Source organism: Paraglaciecola sp. L3A3, from assembly GCF_009796765.1.
In the GTDB taxonomy this organism is placed as follows: Bacteria; Pseudomonadota; Gammaproteobacteria; order Enterobacterales; family Alteromonadaceae; genus Paraglaciecola.
This window is the reverse complement of sequence record NZ_CP047023.1, coordinates 97,601-122,965: the sequence shown is the minus strand read 5'-3', so window position 1 is coordinate 122,965 and position 25,365 is coordinate 97,601. Positions and strand designations below refer to the sequence as shown.

17 protein-coding genes, 2 tRNA genes, 3 rRNA genes and 1 pseudogene are annotated in these 25,365 nt (G+C 40.9%); 9 read left to right on the top strand and 14 right to left on the bottom strand.

The features are described from left to right. Positions 1–178 precede the first annotated feature (178 nt). Positions 179–1,078 carry a phosphoribulokinase gene (locus GQR87_RS00475; protein WP_158965483.1) on the top strand — a complete coding sequence of 300 codons (900 nt, stop codon included), beginning with the start codon at positions 179–181 and terminating at the stop codon, positions 1,076–1,078. A 40-nt stretch (positions 1,079–1,118) separates the two neighbouring features. Here the strand turns inward: GQR87_RS00475 and GQR87_RS00470 are convergent, their stop codons facing one another. After that, a complete protein-coding gene (locus tag GQR87_RS00470) occupies positions 1,119–2,045 on the bottom strand; it encodes a GGDEF domain-containing protein (protein ID WP_158965481.1) in 927 nt (308 codons plus the stop codon). A gap of 218 nt (positions 2,046–2,263) precedes the next feature. On the opposite strand from GQR87_RS00470, the gene ompR reads away from it, so the two are divergent. The 4 genes and pseudogenes from ompR (at position 2,264) to GQR87_RS00445 (ending at position 6,776) form a co-directional block, all read left to right on the top strand. Next, positions 2,264–2,989: a two-component system response regulator OmpR gene (ompR, locus tag GQR87_RS00465; RefSeq protein WP_158965479.1), complete on the top strand. Its 726-nt coding sequence runs from the start codon at positions 2,264–2,266 to the stop codon at positions 2,987–2,989. A 27-nt stretch (positions 2,990–3,016) separates the two neighbouring features. Beyond that, entirely contained in the window at positions 3,017–4,318 is a 1,302-nt protein-coding gene (gene envZ / locus GQR87_RS00460; RefSeq protein WP_158965477.1) for a two-component system sensor histidine kinase EnvZ, read from the top strand. Between the two features lie 537 nt (positions 4,319–4,855). Beyond that, positions 4,856–5,679 (top strand): annotated as a pseudogene (locus GQR87_RS22255) (IS3 family transposase); the annotation flags it as partial. 61 nt (positions 5,680–5,740) lie between these two features. Beyond that, positions 5,741–6,776, top strand: a protein-coding gene (locus GQR87_RS00445) for an IS630 family transposase (RefSeq protein WP_158965471.1) whose coding sequence is annotated in 2 segments (ribosomal slippage) — positions 5,741–6,199 and positions 6,201–6,776 — 1,035 coding nt in all. Because the reading frame shifts where the segments join, the coding sequence is not laid out codon by codon here. Here GQR87_RS00445 and GQR87_RS00440 read toward each other — a convergent pair. From GQR87_RS00440 to GQR87_RS00415, 6 genes are all read right to left on the bottom strand, one after another. Continuing rightward, positions 6,777–6,923: a hypothetical protein gene (locus tag GQR87_RS00440; protein ID WP_158965469.1), complete on the bottom strand. Its 147-nt coding sequence runs from the start codon at positions 6,921–6,923 to the stop codon at positions 6,777–6,779. Between the two features lie 165 nt (positions 6,924–7,088). Next, a 5S ribosomal RNA gene (gene rrf, locus GQR87_RS00435) occupies positions 7,089–7,204 on the bottom strand. Between the two features lie 279 nt (positions 7,205–7,483). Continuing rightward, positions 7,484–10,361: ribosomal RNA gene (locus GQR87_RS00430) — 23S ribosomal RNA — on the bottom strand. Positions 10,362–10,733: 372 nt separating this feature from the next. Further along, positions 10,734–10,811: transfer RNA gene (locus GQR87_RS00425), tRNA-Ala, on the bottom strand. 99 nt (positions 10,812–10,910) lie between these two features. After that, a tRNA-Ile gene (locus tag GQR87_RS00420) sits at positions 10,911–10,987 on the bottom strand. Positions 10,988–11,114: 127 nt separating this feature from the next. Next, positions 11,115–12,647 (bottom strand): 16S ribosomal RNA (locus GQR87_RS00415). The 16S, 23S and 5S rRNA genes sit together here with 2 tRNA genes alongside, the layout of an rRNA operon. Positions 12,648–13,214: 567 nt before the next feature. Here GQR87_RS00415 and GQR87_RS00410 point away from each other — a divergent pair. Then, positions 13,215–13,670, top strand: coding sequence for an RNA-binding protein (locus GQR87_RS00410; RefSeq protein ID WP_158965467.1), 456 nt, complete (start codon positions 13,215–13,217; stop codon positions 13,668–13,670). A gap of 106 nt (positions 13,671–13,776) precedes the next feature. Here the strand turns inward: GQR87_RS00410 and purD are convergent, their stop codons facing one another. The 5 genes from purD to dusB form a co-directional block, all read right to left on the bottom strand. After that, positions 13,777–15,063: a phosphoribosylamine--glycine ligase gene (gene purD / locus GQR87_RS00405; RefSeq protein WP_158965465.1), complete on the bottom strand. Its 1,287-nt coding sequence runs from the start codon at positions 15,061–15,063 to the stop codon at positions 13,777–13,779. Positions 15,064–15,081: 18 nt separating this feature from the next. Continuing rightward, complete coding sequence (locus GQR87_RS00400; RefSeq protein ID WP_158965463.1) at positions 15,082–15,906, bottom strand: class I SAM-dependent methyltransferase; 825 nt, start codon at positions 15,904–15,906, stop codon at positions 15,082–15,084. Between the two features lie 131 nt (positions 15,907–16,037). Then, positions 16,038–17,645, bottom strand: coding sequence for a bifunctional phosphoribosylaminoimidazolecarboxamide formyltransferase/IMP cyclohydrolase (gene purH / locus GQR87_RS00395; protein WP_158965461.1), 1,608 nt, complete (start codon positions 17,643–17,645; stop codon positions 16,038–16,040). Between the two features lie 118 nt (positions 17,646–17,763). Further along, on the bottom strand, positions 17,764–18,057 hold the full coding sequence (gene fis, locus GQR87_RS00390) for a DNA-binding transcriptional regulator Fis (protein ID WP_133469908.1): 294 nt from the start codon (positions 18,055–18,057) through the stop codon (positions 17,764–17,766). A gap of 27 nt (positions 18,058–18,084) precedes the next feature. Next, on the bottom strand, positions 18,085–19,086 hold the full coding sequence (dusB, locus tag GQR87_RS00385; protein ID WP_158965459.1) for a tRNA dihydrouridine synthase DusB: 1,002 nt from the start codon (positions 19,084–19,086) through the stop codon (positions 18,085–18,087). A gap of 401 nt (positions 19,087–19,487) precedes the next feature. Here dusB and GQR87_RS00380 point away from each other — a divergent pair, with 401 nt between their 5' ends. Further along, entirely contained in the window at positions 19,488–20,333 is an 846-nt protein-coding gene (locus GQR87_RS00380) for a tetratricopeptide repeat protein (RefSeq protein ID WP_158965457.1), read from the top strand. 18 nt (positions 20,334–20,351) lie between these two features. Here the strand turns inward: GQR87_RS00380 and GQR87_RS00375 are convergent, their stop codons facing one another. Beyond that, a complete protein-coding gene (locus tag GQR87_RS00375; protein WP_158965455.1) occupies positions 20,352–21,452 on the bottom strand; it encodes a GGDEF domain-containing protein in 1,101 nt (366 codons plus the stop codon). A gap of 118 nt (positions 21,453–21,570) precedes the next feature. Between GQR87_RS00375 and GQR87_RS00370 the strand changes: the two genes are divergently transcribed. After that, positions 21,571–21,756 carry a DUF2065 domain-containing protein gene (locus GQR87_RS00370; RefSeq protein ID WP_199271665.1) on the top strand — a complete coding sequence of 62 codons (186 nt, stop codon included), beginning with the start codon at positions 21,571–21,573 and terminating at the stop codon, positions 21,754–21,756. Positions 21,757–22,100: 344 nt separating this feature from the next. Continuing rightward, on the top strand, positions 22,101–23,399 hold the full coding sequence (locus GQR87_RS00365) for an adenylosuccinate synthase (protein ID WP_158965453.1): 1,299 nt from the start codon (positions 22,101–22,103) through the stop codon (positions 23,397–23,399). A 75-nt stretch (positions 23,400–23,474) separates the two neighbouring features. Here GQR87_RS00365 and GQR87_RS00360 read toward each other — a convergent pair whose 3' ends face one another. Then, the gene (locus GQR87_RS00360) at positions 23,475–25,109 is read right to left on the bottom strand and encodes a methyl-accepting chemotaxis protein (protein WP_158965451.1); all 1,635 of its coding nucleotides are present in this window, start codon (positions 25,107–25,109) and stop codon (positions 23,475–23,477) included. Positions 25,110–25,365 lie beyond the last annotated feature (256 nt).

The window sequence follows — 25,365 nt, the reverse complement described above, 5'->3', positions numbered from 1 at the left end:
CCTTTATATAGTTTTCAATATTTAGTAATAAATCCAAGTAAACCTATTAAAAAAGGCTATTATAAACAAGTAAGTACCCACTTCATGATTAATCTTGTAAAGTTAAAATACGGTAGTTCTTGACCCCGAAGCCAAGCTTGCTTATAAATGTTGTTCATTTTTCAGGTAAATATATTGAATGTCAGTTAAACACCCCGTAATTGCAATCACCGGTTCATCTGGTGCAGGCACAACTATGACTACTAATGCGATCAGACATATTTTCCGTAATTTATCGGTTAATGCTGCTGTTGTAGCTGGTGATAGCTTCCATCGATTTACCCGTCCTGAAATGGAAGTAGAGATCCGTAAAGCTCAGGAACAAGGTCGACATATTAGTTATTTCGGCCCCAAAGCCAATGATTTCGAAATGTTAGAATCTTTATTCAAAGAATATGGTGAAACCGGCATGGGTAAGCATAGGCAATATTTGCATACCTTTGATGAAGCCGTTCCGTTTAACCAAATGCCAGGTACATTTACACCTTGGCAAGATTTACCTGAAAATACAGATGTACTGTTCTACGAAGGTCTACATGGTGGAGTAACCAATGATGAAGTTGACGTTGCCAAACATGTGGACTTACTGGTTGGCATGGTTCCCATAGTAAACTTGGAGTGGATCCAAAAAATAGTGCGTGACACCAACGACAGAGGCCACTCTCGTGAAGCCGTGATGAGTAGCATAGTACGCAGTCTAGATGACTATTTTAAATTCATTACTCCCCAATTTTCACGTACGCACGTTAATTTTCAGCGAGTGCCCACTGTAGATACATCTAATCCATTTAGTGCGCGAGAAATACCCAGTCAAGATGAAAGTTTTGTTGTTGTGCGTTTTCGTCGTGAAATGAAAACAGTAGATTATCCTTATTTATTGAAAATGATCGATGGTGCTTTTATGTCACGTATTAACACCATAGTGGTACCCGGTGGAAAAATGGGGTTGGCGATGGAATTGATATTAATGCCTCTATTAGAAGAACTTTTAGACAAAAAACGCCGCGCTGGTTTTCAAATGGATTGGGTGAGTGAATAAGAATTTGAATTGTATTCTGGATTGATACGAGGTCATTTAGCTAAATTTGTTCAAACACCGCAATCCGATTACGCCCTGCCCCCTTGGCTTCAAATAAAGCCACATCAGCGTTGCTATACAATTGTTCAAAGGTGGCTCCATTCCAGTTTTCAACTAAACCAATTGAAACTGTCAAATTTATTGATTGTTGCGAAGAATTAAAGTTAGTTTCAACAATAAGATCACATAAACGTTGCATAATATCTTTGGCTTGTAACATGTTGGTCTCAGGTAGAAAGATAGCAAATTCTTCACCTCCGATTCTGCCAAAAGGATCATATTCTCGTAAAAATCTTTTCACAACCTGTGCTAACTTTACCAAGACCCTATCACCAATAATATGGCCGAATTTATCGTTAATTCTTTTAAAGAAATCTATATCTAACAAACAAAAAACAGCAGACAAGTTGCTCCTTTCACAACGCTTTAATTCAGCTTGAACATGGCTAATAAAGCAGCGCCGATTAGCTATTTGAGTTAGCTCGTCGGTGGCAGCCAAATTAGATAGTTGCGTGCTATGTTCAAATAAACTGTGCTCAATCATCTTCTGTTTAGTAATGTTTTTAGCTTGTAATAATAAATCACCATTAGCTAAAGTTTGCTCTGAAATTAGAAACCAGCGGCCATCCACCAAATCAACTTCAAATAATCTAAAGTCTCTAGAGCGTCTTTTTAAGCTGGCATCTTTTAACCAAGCATCAATATCATTGCTATTGATTTTTGGACCTTGTTGTTTTTCATAAATGACACGATATAACTCATCAAATGTTTTACCAACAATATGATTAATATCTAAATACATAATATCAGCGAAGGCTTGGTTACAACCAATCAATTTATCTTGCATACAAAAAATAGCATAGCCGTCTTGAGTGACATTTAGAAAGTCACCAATACGCGATGCTAATGTTGCAAATCCATTATTCATATACAGCTATCAGAATGACCAAGATTAACTAATTATACATAGTTAACTATAATTAACATATTTACAGTAAATATAGTCATGTTTGCCTTAGATAATAGGGTTCAAATGACAAACTTTGTAACAAAGCAAAGACTCCTTGAGGCAAAGCAACCTTTTGAATCACTTAGCTTTCACTTATAGTGTTGCAATTAAAGTAATTGTTACGAGCTGAATAAAGTATGGGACAAGAAACCACCAAAATTTTAGTAGTCGATGATGACATGCGTTTACGCAGTTTATTAGAACGTTATTTAGTTGAGCAAGGCTTTCAAGTAAGGGCCGCTGCTAACTCAGAACAAATGGATAGGTTTCTAGAGCGAGAGAATTTCCACTTAATTGTACTAGACCTTATGCTACCTGGTGAAGACGGCCTTTCTATCTGTCGTCGTCTACGTCAAAAAGAAAATGAAATTCCTATCGTTATGCTCACAGCCAAAGGTGACGAAGTTGATCGTATAATCGGCCTAGAAATGGGTGCGGACGATTATTTACCCAAACCCTTTAACCCTAGAGAGTTATTAGCTCGAGTAAGAGCTGTTCTACGTCGTAAAACAACAGAAGCACCTGGCGCACCATCATTAGAAGAACAAATTGTAACCTTCGGTAAATATTCTTTAAATCTAGGCACCAGAGAAATGTTAGCAGACGGCCAACCCATGACATTAACCAGTGGCGAATTCGCCGTGCTTAAGTCATTAGTAACTCATCCTAGAGAACCTTTATCTCGAGATAAATTAATGAATTTAGCTAGAGGCAGAGATTACAGTGCCTTAGAGAGAAGTATCGACGTCCAAGTTTCTCGTTTACGTCGTATGTTAGAAGAGGATCAGACCAACCCTAGATATATCCAAACTGTATGGGGCTTAGGTTATGTATTCGTACCTGATGGCGAAAATGCATCATAATCCTTATTATTAGAAATTTTTAATTTTGTGAAAATACTTCCTAGAAGCGCCTTTGGTCAAACCGTCTTGTTGATCGGCATGTTATTGCTGATCAACCAAGTTGTCTCTTTAGTATCAGTAACCTTTTATTTTGTCAGCCCAAATGTACAACAGATTAATAACTTACTTTCGAACCAAATTAAATTAGCTTTTATCGAAGGTCTAAACGGCGAAGATTCACAACTGAATGAACGTATATTTGATACAACTGGTATGCGAATACTCAGTGACGCAGAAGCTGTAAAACAAGGGTTGAATCAAGCTGTTCCTTATCAATCTTGGTCAAAGCAGATGTCCTACAATTTAGGAGGCGAGGCCCAAGTCAAAATTACTCATGGTGAGCCTTATTTATACTGGATCAAACCACCACAAAATCCATCCATTTGGATCACTATCCCTATTGTTGGACTTGGCCATGGTGAAGGCTCTCCTCACTTAGTCTACTTATTAATGATAGGGATATTAAGTGTAGGAGGCAGTTTGATATTCGTAAGACGACTCAATCGGCCTTTAAAAGCATTACAAGAAGCAGCTATTACTGTGGGTAAAGGCCAAGTACCTTCACCATTAAAAGAAGAAGGAGCCTGTGAATTAATTGCCGTAACTGGTGCTTTTAATCAGATGTCTAAAGGAATAAAACAATTAGAAAAAGATAGAGCCTTGCTCACAGCTGGCATATCACACGATTTACGTACCCCTCTAACCCGTATCCGTTTAGCTAGTGAAATGTTACCTGACAGTCAAGATTGGATTAAAGAAGGTATAGTGCATGATATAGAAGACATGAACGACATCATTGACCAATTTATTGACTATGTACGCCAAGATCAACAAGAGGTATTGGAAGAAGGTAATATTAACGATCTAATTAATGACGCTGTTCAAGCAAGAAATATTGAAGAAAATCATAATATTAAATTAAAGTTAGCTCCATTACCTAAAATATTAATTCGTAGAGTCGCCTTGCGTAGGGTACTTGAAAACCTTATTGAAAATGCATTTAGGTATGGCAGTAACAATATAGAAATATCTACATGTCACGATAAAAAGAAACAAAAAGTAAGCTTTTCTATCCGAGACTTTGGTCCAGGGATCCCAGAAGAGAATATGGAATCCCTATTCGAACCCTTTACACAGGGTGATAAAGCCCGCGGCAGTTTAGGCTCTGGCTTAGGCTTAGCTATCATAAAACGGATAGTCAGTATGCACTCAGGAACCGTCAGTTTAAAAAACCACTCCGATGGAGGGTTAGTAGTTAGTGTAGTAATAGACGCTAACAAACTTAACTAGCCTGAATCTTGAGAAGCCGAACGTCTCGATAACACTCTTTTGTTGTTTAGCGGCGTTAGCTTCTCTAGCAAAAACACGTTTTTAATTACAACAATTCTTCTACTTTCCTCGAAAAATTTCGTCACCGCTTGAGGATTCAGTTTGAGGGTTTGACCGAATGTGATTAAGCTATTGAATTATATTGTTAATATATAGCTTGAACTATACTTGTTATACCAATCCATTTAAAAATGTGCTCTAGAAGTAGCTTAATGTGATCACTAATTAAGATTTAACTAGACAGAACACAATATCACATGGATGTTGGGATTGGGTGCATATCATCAGGGGAAAATACCGTATTGAGACGAGCACTGCTCGGCTAGGTATTTTCAATATGACAAGGATGTCATATTTGGGTGAGTTTCATCAGGGATGTGCCCACTCCGACCTAAAAAGTTATCAAAGCAAAAAAAAGGCCACCTATTAAGGTGTAATGGTTTAATGAAACTGGAGAGATTTATAGCTTAAAATAAACAAAATCTCGTAGGTATTAACATGACTAGAAAAGCAAAAGTAACCTTCACCCCGAAACAGAAATTAGAATACGCCAAATTGATGGTAGAAGATGGGTATACCAATAAACAGGTTGAAGAAATATCAGGTGCAGGCAGATCAGCCGTATCACGTTGGAAGCGTCAATATCAATCTGAGTTGCAGGGTGTTACACCAGAAAACACCAAGGCATTAACAGATGAGCAGCAAAGGATCCAAGCGTTAGAAACGCAACTTAAGCGAGCATTAAGGGATAATGAAATATTAAAAAAAGCCACCGCTTTCTTCATACGCAACAATCCAGACTTAATGTAATGAAAGAAATGAAGAAAGCTCAACTTGGCTATACCACCACCGAGTTATGTCGTTTATTTGAAGTGAGTAGTAGCCGTTATTATTACCACCCTAGGCCTCCTAATAGCGATGATATTGCATCATCGATTCAGTCGATAGCAGAAGTGACAGGAAATACTTATGGTAAGCGCAGAATGCAGGTTGAACTGAATGCGCTAGACCACAACATTGGTTTATATAAAACGGCTACACTCATGAAAAAACTAAACATAAAGGCGATTAGGCCTAAGAAGAAACATTATTATCCAGATTCAGGTGTTGAACATAAATATGCGCCCAATTTACTCAAGCGACAGTTTAGTCCTGATACCTATAATACTCATTGGGTTGGCGATATAACCTATATCAGACATCATCATGGCTGGAGCTATTTAGCATGTGTCTTAGATCTATCAACTAAAGAAATCGTGGGTTATGCATTATCGACAAAGCCTAACGCGGAATTGACAAAAACAGCATTGAATAATGCAATAATACCATTTTCACTAAGTTTGTGATCTAATTGAGTTATGTATTCTTATCTTAATTCTTCTCATGCATAGCTTAAAAAATATCGATTTTTCGACACTCATAGCGAAGGAAAAAAATGCTCGGATGCGAGTCAGATTAATGGCCCTTTCACATATTCTACAAGGCGTTAATCGCACGCAAGCGGCTCGGTATCTGCACGTCAGCCGTAGAATGGTGAATGAGTGGGTGAAGCGCTTCAACCAAGATGGTTTGGACGGATTAAAGGAAAAGCCGCGCTCTGGTCGGCCTTGTGCTTTATCAGCTGAGCAACTGCAGACGTTGAAAATTTACATTGAGTCTCATGCCATAAAACCTGATGGTAGAAGGCTCAAAGGCACACTCATCATTGACTATGTGAAGCAAGAATTTGGTATTACCTATGGCCTGACTAACATATATCGTCTACTGCATCAGCTAGGGTTTTCTTGGATAACCAGTCGCTCTAAGCACCCTAAGCAGTCCCAAGAAGCTCAAGACGAGTTTAAAAAAACTGCAGATTGAAACGATCAAATTGATCCCAGGCCATGTCACACTGGATAAAGTCGATATTTGGTTTCAAGATGAGGCTAGAATAGGTCAACAGAACACCACTACACGTTTATGGGCGAACAAAGGTAGTCGCCCTAGAGCGGTCAAGCAACAACAGTTTGAGTATGCGCATTTATTTGGGGCTGTATGCCCAGCGACAGGTGAAACAGAAGCCTTGATAACCCCTGTGGTGAACAAAGACATTATGAGACAACATTTACAATTAATATCAAATCGCACACAACTGGATCGCTATGCAGTAGTGATTATGGATGGTGCGGGTTGGCATACAGACGATATTGCGCATGACCTGGATAACGTGAGTATCATCAAGCTTCCGCCCTATTCTCCAGAGCTAAACCCAATCGAGCAGGTATGGCAATGGCTTAGGCAAAATGAGTTGGCCAATCAATGCTTTGATAGCTATGAGGATATTGTCATACAATGCAGTCGGGCATGGAATAACTTTATCAGCGATAAAGAAAAGGTTATCAAATTGTGCGCCAGAAATTGGGCACAGGTGGGAAATTAATTATCGTGATTGGTATAATTGCCCACGAAATTTATAAAAACTCGATGTGCTAAGCCTGTGCTCTCGACAGAAATCAATAATGGCTAAGCCACTTGATTGTTGTTGGGAAATCAACTCTCGCCACTCATCTAGTGTTCTATGCTTCATAATACCTCTCCTTAATAATGGGAAGGTATTTTCAAATTAACAAACCTTAATGACTAGGTGTGGTTTACCGGACGCTTACTCTTCTATTCAAAAGTAATGACTATGTTTCAAACCCTAGAAACGCAAAAAGCCACCTCAATGAGGTGGCTTAGTACTTAAATAGGAGTCTGGCAGTGTGCTACTCTCGCATGGGGAAACCCCAAACTACCATCGCCGCTAATGCGTTTCACTTCTGAGTTCGGAATGGGATCAGGTGGGACCGCATCGCTATGGCCGCCAGACAAAAACTGGTATGTTCTTATCAATATGTAAAAGCTGAGGTCTTATTGACCAAATAATCGAGGCTAAAAAGCTCTTAGTCTTACTCTATTTCTATGATGTTGTCTTGTCACTCATATTACGCTTTATGATTCTTATAAACTGCTTCGCTTATCTTCGCTTTTCCTTTAGCGAGTAGATATTATGTCAGCAAGGTCCCCTTGCCCACTCTTTATATCAAGAGCAGCATAATATCACGATAGCGCGATTAGCGCGTTTACAAAAAGCCACTTGGGCGTTGTATGGTTAAGCCTCACGGGCAATTAGTACAGGTTAGCTCAACGCATTGCTACGCTTCCACACCCTGCCTATCAACGTCGTAGTCTTCAACAACCCTTTAGGTACGTTAAACGTACAGGGATGACTCATCTTGGGGCTCGCTTCGCGCTTAGATGCTTTCAGCGCTTATCGATTCCGAACGTAGCTACCGGGCAATGCCTTTGGCAAAACAACCCGAACACCAGCGGTTCGTCCACTCCGGTCCTCTCGTACTAGGAGCAGCTCCCCTCAATCATCCAACGCCCACACCAGATAGGGACCGAACTGTCTCACGACGTTCTAAACCCAGCTCGCGTACCACTTTAAATGGCGAACAGCCATACCCTTGGGACCGACTTCAGCCCCAGGATGTGATGAGCCGACATCGAGGTGCCAAACACCGCCGTCGATATGAACTCTTGGGCGGTATCAGCCTGTTATCCCCGGAGTACCTTTTATCCGTTGAGCGATGGCCCTTCCATTCAGAACCACCGGATCACTATGACCTACTTTCGTACCTGCTCGACGTGTCTGTCTCGCAGTTAAGCTGGCTTATGCCATTGCACTAACCTCCTGATGTCCGACCAGGATTAGCCAACCTTCGTGCTCCTCCGTTACGCTTTGGGAGGAGACCGCCCCAGTCAAACTACCCACCAGACACTGTCCACATTCCCGATAAGGGAACAATGTTAGAACATCAAACCTACAAGGGTGGTATTTCAAGGTAGACTCCACGTCATCTGGCGACAACGCTTCAAAGTCTCCCACCTATCCTACACATGTAGGGTCAATGTTCAGTGCCAAGCTATAAGTAAAGGTTCACGGGGTCTTTCCGTCTAGGTGCGGGTACACAGCATCTTCACTGCGATTTCAATTTCACTGAGTCTCGGGTGGAGACAGCGTGGCCATGATTACGCCATTCGTGCAGGTCGGAACTTACCCGACAAGGAATTTCGCTACCTTAGGACCGTTATAGTTACGGCCGCCGTTTGTACGGGGCTTCGATCAAGAGCTTCGCCGAAGCTAACCCCATCAATTAACCTTCCTGGCACCGGGGCAGGCGTCACACCGTATACGTCATCTTTCGATTTAGCACAGTGCTGTGTTTTTAATAAACAGTTCCAGCCACCATTTCACTGCGGCCGCCAATCGCTCATGAAGCAAGTCCAATCACAATCAGCGGCGTACCTTCTCCCGAAGTTACGGTACGATTTTGCCGAGTTCCTTCACCCGAGTTCTCTCAAGCGCCTTAGTATTCTCTACTGACCACCTGTGTCGGTTTGGGGTACGGTTCGATATTCATAAGTTTAGAGGCTTTTCCTGGAAGCAGAGTATTTGCAACTTCAACACCGTAGTGTTCGTCTCGTGTCTCAGGCATGTAGAATTCCGGATTTACCTAAAATTCAACCCTACGCACTTTCACCTAGACAACCAACGCTAGGCTTGCATAACTTTCTCCGTCCCCCCTTCACTGATATACCAAGTACGGAAATATTAATCCGTTTCCCATCGACTACGCATTTCTGCCTCGCCTTAGGGGCCGACTTACCCTGCCCTGATTAGCATGGACAGGAAACCTTGGTCTTCCGGCGTGGGGGTTTTCACCCCCATTATCGTTACTCATGTCAGCATCGCACTTGTGATATGTCCAGCAAACCTCTCAGTTCACCTTCAGCCACTTACACAACGCTCCCCTACCACGCAAACATAAGTTGCGTCCGCAGCTTCGGTATATTACTTAGCCCCGTACATCTTCCGCGCAGGCCGACTCGACTAGTGAGCTATTACGCTTTCTTTAAAGGGTGGCTGCTTCTAAGCAACCTCCTAGCTGTCTTAGCCTTCCCACTTCGTTTCCCACTTAGTAATATTTAGGGACCTTAGCTGGCGGTCTGGGTTGTTTCCCTCTTCACGACGGACGTTAGCACCCGCCGTGTGTCTCCCGGATAGTACTCACAGGTATTCGGAGTTTGCAAAGGGTTGGTAGTAAGTCGGGATGACCCCCTAGCCTTAACAGTGCTCTACCCCCTGTGGTATTCGTCCGAGGCGCTACCTAAATAGCTTTCGCGGGAGAACCAGCTATCTCCCGGTTTGATTGGCCTTTCACCCCCAGCCACAAGTCATCCGCTAACTTTTCAACGTTAGTCGGTTCGGTCCTCCAGTTGATGTTACTCAACCTTCAACCTGCCCATGCTAGATCACCGGGTTTCGGGTCTATACCTAGCAACTAAACGCGCAGTTAACACTCGCTTTCGCTACGGCTCCCCTATTCGGTTAACCTTGCTACTAAATATAAGTCGCTGACCCATTATACAAAAGGTACGCAGTCACAAGAGTAAACTCCTGCTCCTACTGCTTGTACGTATACGGTTTCAGGTTCTATTTCACTCCCTCACAGGGGTTCTTTTCGCCTTTCCCTCACGGTACTGGTTCACTATCGGTCAGTTAGGAGTATTTAGCCTTGGAGGATGGTCCCCCCATCTTCAGTCAAGATAACACGTGTCCCGACCTACTTAATATGGCAATAATGACGCTTCACATACGGGACTATCACCCTGTATCGTTGTGCTTTCCAACACATTCTGCTACTTCATTACTACTCGGCTACTCCCCGTTCGCTCGCCGCTACTAGGGGAATCTCTGTTGATTTCTTTTCCTAAGGGTAACTTAGATGTTTCAGTTCCCTCGTTCGCTTCTACAACCTATGTATTCAGTTGCAGATAGTCCCTAAGGACTGGGTTCCCCCATTCGGAAATCTGTGGATCAAAGCATTTTGTCGGCTCCCCACAGCTTATCGCAGACTTACACGTCCTTCATCGCCTCTAACTGCCTAGGCATCCACCGTATACGCTTAGTCACTTAACCATACAACCCCAAATGACCTCTTCATTACTGACGTAATGACACGTTGCTTGTTTCACCTCAGTAACGTCAGAGATAAATCAAACAACTCGTCCACCCTTTGGCCTTTTATCCAAAGTTAGGTGCTTATCCTTTAAATAAATTTAAAGAACGTCGCTGTTGTATGCGTGACAAGTACTAATCATAAAAATCAGATAGAGTAAGCTCTTAAAGAGTACTCTTTTTGTTTTCGATTACTTTTTTTATCAGCTTTCCATATTGTTAAAGAACATTTAAGGTTTAAAAAACCCTAATCAATAAATACTATTTATATCGAAACAGTACACATTGATTAAGGTTACTTAATCTCTTGAGCAAATCATCTACCACGTAAAGTGGTGGAGCCAAGCAGGATCGAACTGCTGACCTCCTGCGTGCAAGGCAGGCGCTCTCTCCCAGCTGAGCTATGGCCCCGCATAAAGCAGGTATTTACTAACCTTTTCTAATCAAGGCGAATAATTAGGCCGTGTGCACCGCACACAACGCGTCATTCAACGCAGAGTAGGAAAGATTTGGTAGGCTTGGGCAGACTTGAACTGCCGACCTCACCCTTATCAGGGGTGCGCTCTAACCAGCTGAGCTACAAGCCTATTTTATGTTTTCGCTTACGCAAAAACACTATAGTGACTTGTTACCCAAGCACTTCTTTTTGCTCTTTCTTATCAACAACAAAACAATCTGTGTGAACACTCAACGAAGCAAGGTTCGCCGTAATAGTAAGGAGGTGATCCAACCCCAGGTTCCCCTAGGGTTACCTTGTTACGACTTCACCCCAGTCATGAATCACAAAGTGGTAACCGTCCTCCCGAAGGTTAGACTAGCTACTTCTTTTGCAACCCACTCCCATGGTGTGACGGGCGGTGTGTACAAGGCCCGGGAACGTATTCACCGCAACATTCTGATTTGCGATTACTAGCGATTCCGACTTCATGGAGTCGAGTTGCAGACTCCAATCCGGACTACGACGAGCTTTAAGGGATCCGCTTACCCTCGCAGGTTCGCTTCCCTCTGTACTCGCCATTGTAGCACGTGTGTAGCCCTACTCGTAAGGGCCATGATGACTTGACGTCGTCCCCACCTTCCTCCGGTTTGTCACCGGCAGTCTCCTTAGAGTGCCCAACTTAAGGCTGGCAACTAAGGACAAGGGTTGCGCTCGTTGCGGGACTTAACCCAACATCTCACGACACGAGCTGACGACAGCCATGCAGCACCTGTATCAGAGTTCCCGAAGGCACTAAAGCATCTCTGCTAAATTCTCTGTATGTCAAGAGTAGGTAAGGTTCTTCGCGTTGCATCGAATTAAACCACATGCTCCACCGCTTGTGCGGGCCCCCGTCAATTCATTTGAGTTTTAACCTTGCGGCCGTACTCCCCAGGCGGTCTACTTATCGCGTTAGCTACGCTACTCACGGATTAAATCCACAAACAGCTAGTAGACAGCGTTTACGGTGTGGACTACCAGGGTATCTAATCCTGTTCGCTACCCACACTTTCGCACATGAGCGTCAGTCTTTGGCCAGGGAGTCGCCTTCGCCACTGATGTTCCTCCAGATATCTACGCATTTCACCGCTACACCTGGAATTCCACTCCCCTCTCCAAGACTCTAGTCTGCCAGTTCTAAATGCTATTCCCAGGTTGAGCCCGGGGCTTTCACATCTAGCTTAACAAACCGCCTGCGTGCGCTTTACGCCCAGTAATTCCGATTAACGCTCGGACCCTCCGTATTACCGCGGCTGCTGGCACGGAGTTAGCCGGTCCTTCTTCTGTTGCTAACGTCACAGCTTACGGGTATTAACCGCAAACCTTTCCTCACAACTGAAAGTGCTTTACAACCCGAAGGCCTTCTTCACACACGCGGCATGGCTGCATCAGGGTTTCCCCCATTGTGCAATATTCCCCACTGCTGCCTCCCGTAGGAGTCTGGACCGTGTCTCAGTTCCAGTGTGGCTGATCTTCCTCTCAGAACAGCTAGAGATCGTCGCCTTGGTGAGCCTTTACCACACCAACTAGCTAATCTCGCTTAGGCTACTCTTTGCGCGGGAGCCGAAGCCCCCTTTGGTCCGTAGACATTATGCGGTATTAGCTATCGTTTCCAATAGTTATCCCCCACACAAAGGCATATTCCTAAGTATTACTCACCCGTCCGCCACTCGACATCATCTAGCAAGCTAGACATGTTTCCGTTCGACTTGCATGTGTTAGGCCTGCCGCCAGCGTTCAATCTGAGCCATGATCAAACTCTTCAATTAAATATTTTTGAAAATATGAATTTTTTTTGGTGAACGCTCACTTCGTGAGTGTCCACACAGATTGTCTTGTTATTAATTGTTAAAGAACATTGCTACCTCAGTAGCCACTTCCGAAGAAGTCTCGCTTTAGATACTGTCCGAAGACCCTCTTAAGCGGGAGGCGTATAATACGCTCTCTTATTTCAATGTCAACATAATAATTTAATTTATTTTATTTTATTTTAAACTAACCATCCTGTTGCATCCCGCTAACCACAACACTCTTAGAGCATCACAACCACAACATTTATACTTGATAAATCCTGTCTCGGTAAGTCGTTTTAACTGACCTCCCCGAAGCGAGAGGCGCATTATAGAGATAACCTCCCACCTTGCAACCCCTTTTTTGATCTTTTTAACTGACTGCTTAGATATCAACCAATTAACTTGTTTTACGCTTATAAAAACAACAAATCACTCTATATACAGGCTTAAAGAATGTAACTATTTGCGATTGTTTAATAATTGAGTAACATGGAGGGGCTTTATCTTATTCTTATAATCATAAATTTTTTAGGTATTTAATAAATGAAACCATCTTTTATCTTAAACTTTATCATTACGGTTATTTTCGCCGTAGTCCTCTATGTACTTCTTCCTTTAGTTGCCGCAGATATTTCAAACCAACTAGCCGCTGTTATTGGCGTGTTGATTGGTGGGTTAATAGTTCCTTTATTAATCGGACTTTTTAACACTACAGAAACGACTAGTTCTGATGCTCCACAAGAGATATCAACTTTGTACGTAGGTAATCTCCCTTATCGCGCAAATGAGCAAGCTGTACAAGAACATTTTGAACAACAGGGTTCTGTTGTTTCTGTACGTTTAATGAAAGACCGTAGAACAGGAAAGCGTAAAGGTTACGGTTTTGTAGAAATGGATGCGAAAGGTGCCAACAAAGCTATTAAGAACTTAAATGATTCTAGTTTCCAAGAGAGAACATTAAAAGTTAGGCTAGCTAAAGAAAAAGTAGAGGAAGAGTAACTTTCTACTAACAGGGTTATTCACTCTATATCTAAGTTCAATTAATAAAAAATCCAGTGACTGTGAAGTGACTGGATTTTTTATTTTCAGTGCGTAAATATGAGATTTAAGCTTTTTGTTCTCTGGCTATTGCTCGGTAAGCAATATCATCACGATGGAACATATCTTTCCAACTAATCGTTTTGACTAATTCGTAAGCATTATGTTGTGCTTCGGTTACAGTATTCCCTAGAGCTGTAGCACAAAGTACCCTACCGCCATTAGTAGTCACATTACCATCAATTGTTTTAGTACCAGCATGAAATACCTTGGCTTCTTTATTACCAAGTTCCAAACCAGAAATAACATCACCTTTATTATAACTACCTGGGTAACCACCAGCAGCGAGTACAACACCAACCGACGCTCTTGAATCGAATTCAGCTTGTATTTGATCAAGCTTACCATCAAGTGCTGCTTCTACTAGTTCAACAAGATCCGACTGTAAGCGCAACATGATAGGTTGGGTCTCAGGATCACCAAAACGACAATTGTATTCAATCACCTTTGGTGTGCCATCAGCCATAATCATCAAACCAGCATATAAGAAACCAACATAGGTATTACCTTCGCTAGCCATGCCATTTACTGTTGGATATATTACTTCGTCCATAACACGTTGGTGTATTTCAGCTGTAACTACCGGTGCTGGTGAATAAGCCCCCATACCACCGGTATTTGGTCCTTCATCATTATTATATGCACGTTTGTGATCTTGGCTTGTTGCAAAAGGCAGGACATTTTTGCCATCTACCATAACAATAAAACTTGCTTCTTCACCATCAAGAAACTCTTCTATTACCACACGAGAACCTGCTTCACCAAAAGCATTACCGGCTAACATATCACGAATAGCATCTTCGGCTTCTTGCAAAGTCATAGCTACAATTACGCCTTTACCAGCGGCTAAGCCATCAGCTTTGATGACGATAGGTGCACCTTTTTCTTGTACATAGGCTATTGCAGGGTCGATTTCAGTAAAGTTCTGATACTCACCAGTGGGTATATTATGACGTTGTAAAAAGTCTTTAGTGAATGCTTTCGAACCTTCAAGCTGTGCTGCCGCTTGAGTAGGACCAAATATTTTCATGCCTTTAGCTTGAAATGCATCAACCACACCTAACACTAATGGAACTTCTGGGCCTACAATAGTTAAATCAATATTAGCTTGTTCAGCAAAATTAACTAGAGCAGGTACATCTTCAGCGCCTACATCTACATTGATCAATTTATTTTCAAGTGCAGTACCAGCATTACCCGGCGCTAAATACACTTCAGATACTTTTTCTGATTGTGCGGCTTTCCATGCCAAAGCATGTTCACGTCCACCACCACCAATAATCAATATTTTCATATGTCTCTTTTCTTACTTTTAAGGTTTTACAAATTTTAATGTCATACGTGAACTTTCACCTATGGCTAAATATTTAACTTGGTCTTTTTCACCCAAACGTAATGAAGGAGGTAAAGTCCAGACCCCTTTTTCATGATCAGAGGTATCTAATGAATTCAAATTCACAGGGCTCTGTGCAACTAATTTAAACCCTGCTTTTTCAGCTGCGGCCACTACAAATGATTGTTTCATATAGCCTGATTTTTTCTGAGTATCATCAGAAAAACTTTCTGGTAATTTATGTTCGACTACGCCTAATACGCCACCTTTTTTAAGGGCCTTAAAAAAACTAGAAAAAGCGCTGTCTATACCGTCTTGTCCACCTTGCATATACCAGTTATGTACATTACGAAAAGTTAACACACGGTCAAGTGAGCCAGCAGGGGCAAAATCTAAAGCTTTAGTTTGGTGAAAAGCCGTAATTTTTGTGTTCTGTAAGGAAGGTGTATTGGCGACACTTTTCTTAAAACCTTCTAATGAATTTCTGTAATAGCCTGGTGCACCATCATATACATAAAAATGTGCGGCATAGAATGTGCCGTTATCTTTTAACAATGGAGCAAGAATATGGCTATACCAACCACCACCTGGCGCTATTTCAGCCACGGCCATGTCTGGTTTAACATCGAAAAAACGTAAGGTTTGTTGTGGATGACGGTATTCATCTCGCAACCTTTGTTCAGCTGGACGATCTGGATTATTTACCGCATCACTTATAGCGTCAGCAAAAGCGAAAGAAGAACTCAATAAAGTAAAAGTGACACTAGAAACGATCAATGCAGATTTAACAGCACGTTTAAACATAATATTATCTCAGTTAGTTAACAGAAAAGTTGAGATGATTGTAACTGGAATATCCTCACTAGGTAACAAAAAACGGGTCTAACAATCTATAGGATACGTTAAACACCGTTTTTTATTCCACAGAGCTTTAATTAATGTTTAAAGTGACGCATACCAGTAAACACCATAGCAATACCGTGCTCATTTGCAGCATCAATCACTTCTTGATCACGCATTGAACCGCCAGGTTGAATGATAGCGCTTATACCAGCAGCTGCCGCTGCATCAATACCATCACGGAATGGGAAGAATGCATCTGAAGCCATAACAGAACCTTGTACTTGCAAACCTTCATCAGCCGCTTTAATACCAGCAATTTTCGCCGAATAAACACGACTCATTTGCCCAGCACCAACGCCAATAGTCATACCGTCATTACAATAAACGATAGCATTTGATTTGACGTATTTAGCTACTTTCCAAGTAAACATTAAGTCTTTGAGTTGTTGTTCTGTGGGTTTTACTTCAGTGACTACTTGTAAGTCATCTTCGTCAACCATACCAAAGTCACGGTCTTGTACCAACAACCCACCATTAACCCGTTTAAAGTCAAAACCATCAGTCAATTGACCTTGCCAATTGCCACAAGCCAATAAACGAACGTTTTTCTTAGCCGCAACCACTGCGACTGCTTCTTCACTTACCGCAGGAGCAATAATCACTTCAACAAATTGACGGTCAACAATAGCTTGAGCTGTAGCAGCGTCCAACTCACGGTTAAAAGCAATAATGCCACCAAAGGCTGATGTAGGGTCTGTTTGATAAGCGCGATTATAAGCACTCAAAATATCATCACCTAGCGCTACACCGCATGGGTTGGCATGTTTAACAATGACACAAGCCGGCTCATCAAATTCTTTAACACATTCTAGCGCAGCATCTGTATCAGCAATATTATTGAAAGATAATTCTTTACCTTGTAATTGCACAGCTGTAGCAACAGAAGCTTCTTGAATATCGTTCTCAACATAAAATGCAGCATTTTGATGGCTATTTTCGCCGTAGCGTAAATCTTGTTTTTTACTAAATTGCATATTGTAAGTACGAGGAAATTCACTGTGTTGATGACCACAATCATCTTTACAAGCAACTGACTCAACCATAGCGCCAAAGTAGTTAGCAATCATGCCATCATATTCAGCAGTATGTTCAAAAGCAGCAATGGCTAAATCAAAGCGAGTCCCTTGGGTAACAGAGTTTTCATTAGCTTGCATTTCGCTGATAACACGAGCGTAGTCTTTAGCATTCACGACTATAGTGACGTCATTGTTATTCTTAGCTGCAGCACGAACCATAGTCGGACCACCGATATCAATGTTTTCAATTGCATCTTCAAGGCTGCAATCTTCTTTGGCCACTGTGGCAGCAAATGGATAAAGATTCACTACCACTAAATCGATAGGTTGAATGTTGTTGTCTGCCATCACCTGCTCGTCTTGGCCACGACGAGCTAATATTCCACCGTGAATTTTTGGATGTAAAGTTTTTACACGACCGTCCATGATCTCAGGGTGACCAGTATATTCTGAAGCTTCAATAACGGTTAAACCATTATCGCTTAATAATTTTGCAGTACCGCCAGTAGAAAGCAGTTCAACCCCTTGGCTTGCCAAAAATTGGGCAAATTCCAGAAGTCCAGTTTTATCAGATACGCTCAATAAAGCGCGGCGAATAGTTTTTACAGGAGATACGTTTTGCATGCTTGTCCACTATAGAAGGTAAAAATACTTATTTAATGACTACTTTCTTGACTAGTTGGTCATATGAAACTCAAACAAAAAGAGCACCATTAAGGTGCTCTTTTAAATATAGCTATGATTAGTTCATGCCATATTGTTTTAATTTTTTACGTAAAGTACCGCGATTGATACCTAACATGATAGATGCACGAGTTTGGTTACCACGTGTAAAGGTCATAATCTCTTCAAGCATAGGCGCTTCAACTTCAGCCATTACTAGCTCATATAAGTTTTCGATATTAGTGTTATCAAGTTGCTTAAGATACTTGTTAACTGCCTGTTTAACTGAATCGCGAAGAGGTTTCTGCGCCTGAGTTTGCGAAGGAGTAGTTACCGTAGTGGTAAACGGAGAAGTTACATTTTGTTCGAACATTACATCTTGCTCTTTAGTTAGTCATCATTACACAGTAGGCGAAACTAGCGAAAACGCTGGTTCATCTACCAATTTATCAAAATACGTGCTTAACGCGTCAAGTTGCTGCTGAGCATCCTCAATAGCATTGAACTTTGCACGAAACAGTCTTTGCTGGTCTTGTTCGGCCAAATACCAACCCACATGTTTGCGGGCAATTCTGCACCCCAGAAATTCACCATAAAACTGATGAACATTGGCAACGTGTTCAAGCAAAATACTGCTCACTTCGCCAAGACTAGGTGCAGCCAATAATTGGCCAGTTTGCAGATAATGTAATATTTCACGAAAGATCCAAGGGTGACCCTGGGCTCCGCGACCTATCATCAAAGCATCTGCTCCGGTAAATTCTAAAACTTGCTTTGCTTTAAGGGCACAAGTGATATCACCGTTGGCAACAACAGGTATAGACACAGCTTTTTTAATAGCCTTAATGGTGTCGTATTCTGCATTGCCTTTGTACATACAGGCTCGGGTGCGACCATGCACCGCTAACGATTGAATTCCATTGTCTTGTGCAATTTTGGCTATATCTACACCATTACGGTTCTCAACATCCCAGCCTGTGCGTATTTTTAATGTAACAGGCACATCAACTGCCGCAACTACAGCTCTAATGATTTTTTCAACCAATAGAGGATCCTGTAATAGTGCAGAGCCTGCTAACTTCTTGTTTACCTTTTTTGCTGGACAGCCCATATTAATATCGACAATCTGTGCACCATTGCTCACATTGAACTGGGCAGCTTGCGCCATTAATAGGGGATCAGCTCCCGCAATTTGTACTGCTCGCACACCGTCTTCACCTTGGTGATCCATCCTTTGTTTAGACTTATCAGAGTTCCATACTCTAGGATTTGAAGACAGCATTTCTGATACCACTAATCCTGCCCCTAGACGTTTACATAATTGTCTAAAAGGCCTATCAGTGACTCCTGCCATTGGAGCGAGTATCAAATTGTTTTCTAACGCATATGGACCAATCTGCATAATTACCTATATTTTAAAATCGTGCAAAAAACGTCCGAGGAGTTAAAAAGGGGCGCAAGTTTAAGGTTTTTTTACAAACTTGAAAAGCCTATCTAGGCAACAATTTTGTACTTTTTTTAAACAAATGCTGTTGACAATGTGATAAATAGCAAAAAATGCTATGCAATTTGACTGTTATGTTTGTATATAGTTACAAACCTGTCGAAAAAATGTTGCAGCAAAAAACACATGGCTTGTTAAAAACCTGTTCTAACCAATAAATATATTACCGCAAGAATACTTAAAAGAACCAGGTAACAAGATTAATAGCTGTAGTAATAATTATAGGATCACAACTCAAAACTTGAGTTTCATGTTTTTGACCCCATCACCCATTCTAGCTTAGGTAATTGGACCGGATTATGAACAACATAGTAAACATCACCCCAGAAAACTTTCAGCAAGTCATCCTACAAGACTCTCAATCTAAAATAGTCATGGTAGAGTTTTGGGCTGAGGGATATGAGCCCAGTGCCGCTATTGCACCTTTAATAGCCAATGTTGCCGCTAGATTTAGTGACAACCTTATTCATGCTCGCGTAGATTGCCAACAACAACAAGAAATTGCCGGACAATTTGGTGTACAAGGATTACCCACAGTTATCTTAGTTAAAGAAGGCCAACCACTAGATGGTTTTGCTGGTCCACAAACCGAAGAACAAATAGTCGCTTTGCTAGAAAAACATCTACCTAAAGTTGAAGACGGCTTATACCAGCAGGCAACTGAACTAGTGACAGCAGGTGATTATCAACAAGCCTACCCTTTACTAAAACAAGCGAACGAATTAGCCCCTGAAAGAGCTGATATCAAATTACTATTAGCAGACAGCCAAGTTGAACTCGGCCAACTAAAACCAGCTAAAGCGCTACTAGATACAATTGGATTAGTAGATCAAGATGCGCTGTTTAAAAGCATTTTAGGTAAGATAGAATTAGCAGAACAAGCCGCCGAATCCCCAGAAATAAAAGCACTACAAGCTAAATTAGCTGAGCAGCCGGATTCATTAGAAATAAAAACTGAACTGGCCATACAATTACACCAAGCCAACCAAACAGAAGAAGCCCTAGAGCTAATTATGTCGGTGTTATTGGTAGACTTAAACTTTGGTGAAGCGAAAAAATTCACTTTAGATATGATCAACGCATTACCAGACGGCGACCCATTGAAGTCTAAATATCGTCGTAAGATATATAGTCTGCTTTATTAAACTTAGATATAAGCCAGATCAACTTATCAGGCTGACATTACTTTGTGCTTGCACAAATCGGTTGCGACCTTGCGCTTTAGCTAAATAAAGCGCTTCATCTGCTTTTGCCACCAACTTATCTTTGCTTGAAAACTGATCGACCTCTTCTCGGTAAAAACCCACTGAACAGCTAACGTATTCTCTTTGAGCCACTTTACCGTGGGGCATTTTCTTACTTTCCCAACTACTAATAATCTCATTCGCACTTTCAATACATTGTTCTTCAGATAGGTTTGCCGTCACTACCACGTATTCTTCACCACCGTAGCGGGCAATTATGTCGGTGTTTCTACGAAATATTTGCTGCAACATATCGGCCTGCAATTTGATAATTTCATCACCTTTTAAGTGGCCATAACCATCGTTGTAAGCTTTGAAGTTATCTAAATCAATAAAGAACACGCACACGCTAGCGCCATTGCGCTTACTCAACTCAAGTAGTTGAGTAAAACGACTTTCATAAGTGCCCCGATTTAACAGATTTGTTAGTTGGTCTATCTGGCTCAAGTGCGCAAGTTGGGTATTCAAAGAAAACAGTTTTTTAAAAACATTTTCAATTTGATAAACTCCCATCAAGCCAACTACTAAACCGCATAAAACAAAAGCCAAACTGATTGAGTTTCTTTCGCCATAAATAGGATAAGACATAGTAAGCAGGATAAATCCCGCTAAGGTGCAAGTAACAAAAAATAAGGCGTATTTAAATTTAATTCGAAACACAAACAGAACGAACAAACTGTAAATTACAGTTCCTTCATAAGGAAATGAGAATTGCTCTAATTGCCAACATCTAAGTATCAGCCAATAATTGCCATACACGACACATAATATAGTGAAACACATGGAAAACTGATGAATTCTGGGATAAAAAGGCGCAAAGGTAATTATTATAAAAAGCCCACAGATTGGTAACTGGATCAAAAATCTAGACTGTATATACACTTTTTGCAGAGTGATGGGCAATAATTGTAAATCTACAAAAATAAAACAGGCGAGCAATGCTGCACCAATGACAGCCAGTAGCCTGATTTGTTTTAAATTTTTTTGAGTCAATGTTTGATCTTGAATGATTTTATCCATACAGCCTATTTAACATAATTAAAAAAGTGCAAAAAAATTACAACGAACTTGATTGTAGCTCTTTCATTCATAATAAGGTTATATTGTCTTTAATTTCATTGCTTAAGGACAAATTAAATTGCTCAACAATATACTTATCGCTTTTGCCATAGTCCTGATTATTGAAGGTGTAGGGCCTATGTTATTCGCCAATAAGTGGCAAAAATTCTTAACTAATTTATCACAACAGCCTGTTAATCAACTAAGAGCAACAGGTGGAGTATTGGTTACTATCGGTCTGGTCAGTCTATTATATTTATTATAAGTAACCTGAGTTCTGGATAAGAAGTATCGTCTAATTTGAATTTATCACGACAATTCAATAACTTAATAATATTCACCCAAATCACCTCACCTGGATGCTTACTCGGTGACGAAATTTTTCGTGTATAGCAAGGCGGATTGTCCTACGTAATAACGTGTTATTTCTAGACAATCCAACGCCGCTAGGCACAAAAAGAGCGTTATCGAGAGGTTCGGCTTATCCAGAATTCAGGTTAAGTAATGACAGCCATAAGCCAGTTGATTATAACTTGCGCTATTTTGCTATTTAGCTAATGATAGTTTTTTGTTAGAATCCTCGCCTAATTTTCTGACTCCGTTCTATTCATGGCTAAAAATGTTGTTGTACTCGGCACCCAATGGGGTGATGAGGGTAAAGGTAAGGTTGTTGATTTGCTCACTGATCAAGCAACCTATGTTGTTCGTTATCAAGGCGGTCACAATGCTGGACACACTCTTGTAATTGACGGTGAAAAAACTGTCCTACATTTAATTCCATCTGGTATTTTGCGCGAAAACGTTACTTGTGTCATAGGTAACGGTGTAGTACTTAGCCCAGAAGCTTTGCTAAAAGAAACCGCAATGTTAGAAGAACGTGGCGTTCCAGTAAAAGAACGCTTACGTATCAGCGAAGCTTGTCCACTTATTTTGCCGTACCACGTTGAGCTAGACATGGCTCGTGAAAAAGCGTTAGGTAAAAAAGCAATTGGTACCACAGGTCGCGGTATTGGTCCTGCATACGAAGACAAAGTCTCTCGTCGTGGTTTACGTGTGGGTGATTTGTTTAATCCTGAAGACTTCGCAGTAAAACTTAAAACCATCCTCGAATACCATAACTTCATGTTAACCAACTACTATAAAGTTGAGCCTGTTAGTTATGAAAAAGTATTAGCTGATGCGTTAGCAGTAGCTGACATATTAAAAGCTATGGTCGTTGATGTAACCGACGTTTTAGATAAAGCACGTTTACGTGGTGATGCCATCATGTTTGAAGGCGCTCAAGGTACATTATTAGATATTGACCACGGAACTTATCCTTATGTCACATCTTCAAATACCACTGTAGGCGGTGTAGCAACTGGCGCAGGGTTTGGTCCGTTACACTTAGATTACGTACTGGGTATCGTGAAAGCTTATACCACTCGCGTAGGTTCTGGCCCTTTCCCTACAGAGCTTGATTGTGAGGTAGGTCAACACTTAGGTGTTAAAGGCCATGAATTTGGTGCCACCACTGGCCGTAAACGTCGTACCGGTTGGTTTGATGCTGTTGCTATGAAACGCGCCGTACAAATTAATTCGATTACCGGCTTCTGTTTAACTAAGTTAGACGTATTAGATGGCCTAGAAAGCTTAAGCATTTGTACTGGTTATAAAGATGCCGCAGGAAATATCTCAGATGTGCCGCCAATGGCCGCTGATGGTTACGAGTTAATTACGCCAGTGTACGAAAGTATGCCTGGTTGGAGTGAAAACTCTTTTGGTGTAACTCAATACGATGAGTTACCGCAAGCTGCTAAAAATTATATCAAACGCCTAGAAGAATTAACTGGCGTGCCAATTGATATTATTTCTACTGGCCCTGATCGTAACGAAACCATTGTATTACGTCATCCATTTGAAGTGTAAATAGAAACTCTTTAAATTAAAAAGGCTGCAAGTTGCAGCCTTTTTTGTATCTGTTGAAATAACGTATAAAAAGAATTAACTGCGGATTTTTAATTCTTTCGTGGCGATATCTACATGACTATAAATATTCGCTAGCTGTTTTGAAGCATCGTCTACCACTAACGCTTCTTGCTGAGATTGTTCACTTTGTTGTTCAATTGTCGATAAAGCTAAATTAATGGTATCTGTTTGCTCTTGCTGTTGAGTCATCTCTAGTTCGATCAAACCATGTAAGTCACTAATTTTATTAATCACTTGCGTCATTGAATTGACAAACTCTTGCGATTCTTGGGTTTGTGATAAACTTGCTTCTGCTTGTTCTTTACCATGACTCATAGCAGCTACCGCAGCATCCGCAGCTTTTTGCAACTTAGCAATATTTTCAGATATCTGTTGAGTTGATTGCTGAGTTTTTGTGGCCAAACTACGCACTTCATCTGCCACAACAGCAAAGCCCCTACCCGATTCACCTGCACGAGCCGCCTCGATTGCCGCATTTAAGGCTAACAAATTTGTTTGATCAGCAATACCGCTAATCACATTAACTACATTACCAATACTATCTGAGTCTGCTTTTAAGGTTGTGACAATACTCGATGCATGGTTGGTTGCATCCAACATATTGTGACTAGTGACTAAATTATTTTTAAACATAGATTGGCCGGCATCGGCTAACTCTGCGCACTCTCCCACTAGAACGTTAGCATCAGAAATAGCTTGATTGACAGAGTCATTCGAACTTGACAGTTGCTGCATATTCACAGCCAGCCTAGTGGATTCATCAACTTGTTTTTGCAATCCCATCTTAACACTTTCAAAGGCTGCAGACAGGTTGGCAATTATGCTCCCTAAGCCTCTAATATCAGTGATTATTGATGTTAATACTTTGCTTAATCCGACTTGTATCAGCGTGAAGTTTTTGGCCACTTGACCAATTTCATCTTGGCTAGTGTTTTCAATATGGCTAGTTAAATCACCTTTAGCAATTGTTTGTGACGCTCGGCTAATTATTTTTAAAGGGGATATGACTTTTTTATTAATAAACCAACTTACTGCTACTAAGATCAAAATTATAATTGTCAGGGTACTGACTTGAGTGAGCATTAAAGTAGAGTCAGACTTTTTAATTGAAGACGTTTTAAAACCCAAAATATTTTTACTCACTGCCGCCACAGCTAAATTTAAACTTTCGGTGGGAGCGCGGTCTATACCTTTGACACTTTTATCTGCCACTTGGATATTTTTATCTGAGCGAATAAAATTATCGTAACCTTGTTGATAAGCAACCAACATATTCGGATAGACCTTAGCAAACTCTTGAATGTGTGCTCTGGCGGGATGCTCTTTAGCGATCATGGTTAACAAATCTTGGTAATGACTTTTGATTTGTGCAGCTGAGTCGTTAAAACGTCCCCAGTACTTATCAAGTTGTTTGGGTTCAGCGCCTCTAATTAAAGTATTTTTCCATTCTTGCACTTGAGTCTTAAATTGCACATTTAAGTCAGCTACTTCTAACATAATGACGGCTTCTCTGTTCACTGTATCGCTATAATTATTCATCACTGAGTTCATTGACGAAAAACCAGTAAATACTGTAATTAAGATCACAGATAATGCGCAAACTAACATCAACAGTAATTTATTTCTAATGTGTGCACGAAAGGCTTGCATATCTCAGCTCTCCAAAATTTTTATTGCAACAAAAATAACTGCGGTATTTGATGACATTTTTGTTACATAAGTATGACACGTGGCAATTAAACAAATCTAGTTTAAAAAAACGCTTAAATGTGAAACATCCCTCACATTTTAAAAATAATTTATACTTAAATGAAACAAAACATTAACACATGACAATTATTAGTAAGATTATAAAATGTAATTAGCCAAAAGTAGGAATTGAGTGCTGATTAATCGAGAACAAATG

Excerpts from the sequence above, each read along its gene's own strand:
- dusB (WP_158965459.1), bottom strand. The coding sequence starts at position 19,086 with ATGCAGATTGGTCCATATGCGTTAGAAAACAATTTGATACTCGCTCCA.
- GQR87_RS00470 (WP_158965481.1), bottom strand. The coding sequence starts at position 2,045 with ATGAATAATGGATTTGCAACATTAGCATCGCGTATTGGTGACTTTCTA.
- GQR87_RS00365 (WP_158965453.1), top strand. The coding sequence starts at position 22,101 with ATGGCTAAAAATGTTGTTGTACTCGGCACCCAATGGGGTGATGAGGGT.
- fis (WP_133469908.1), bottom strand. The coding sequence starts at position 18,057 with ATGTTCGAACAAAATGTAACTTCTCCGTTTACCACTACGGTAACTACT.
- GQR87_RS00475 (WP_158965483.1), top strand. The coding sequence starts at position 179 with ATGTCAGTTAAACACCCCGTAATTGCAATCACCGGTTCATCTGGTGCA.
- purH (WP_158965461.1), bottom strand. The coding sequence starts at position 17,645 with ATGCAAAACGTATCTCCTGTAAAAACTATTCGCCGCGCTTTATTGAGC.
- purD (WP_158965465.1), bottom strand. The coding sequence starts at position 15,063 with ATGAAAATATTGATTATTGGTGGTGGTGGACGTGAACATGCTTTGGCA.
- GQR87_RS00400 (WP_158965463.1), bottom strand. The coding sequence starts at position 15,906 with ATGTTTAAACGTGCTGTTAAATCTGCATTGATCGTTTCTAGTGTCACT.
- GQR87_RS00440 (WP_158965469.1), bottom strand. The coding sequence starts at position 6,923 with ATGAAGCATAGAACACTAGATGAGTGGCGAGAGTTGATTTCCCAACAA.
- GQR87_RS00360 (WP_158965451.1), bottom strand. The coding sequence starts at position 25,109 with ATGCAAGCCTTTCGTGCACACATTAGAAATAAATTACTGTTGATGTTA.
- GQR87_RS00375 (WP_158965455.1), bottom strand. The coding sequence starts at position 21,452 with ATGGATAAAATCATTCAAGATCAAACATTGACTCAAAAAAATTTAAAA.
- GQR87_RS00410 (WP_158965467.1), top strand. The coding sequence starts at position 13,215 with ATGAAACCATCTTTTATCTTAAACTTTATCATTACGGTTATTTTCGCC.
- GQR87_RS00380 (WP_158965457.1), top strand. The coding sequence starts at position 19,488 with ATGAACAACATAGTAAACATCACCCCAGAAAACTTTCAGCAAGTCATC.
- ompR (WP_158965479.1), top strand. The coding sequence starts at position 2,264 with ATGGGACAAGAAACCACCAAAATTTTAGTAGTCGATGATGACATGCGT.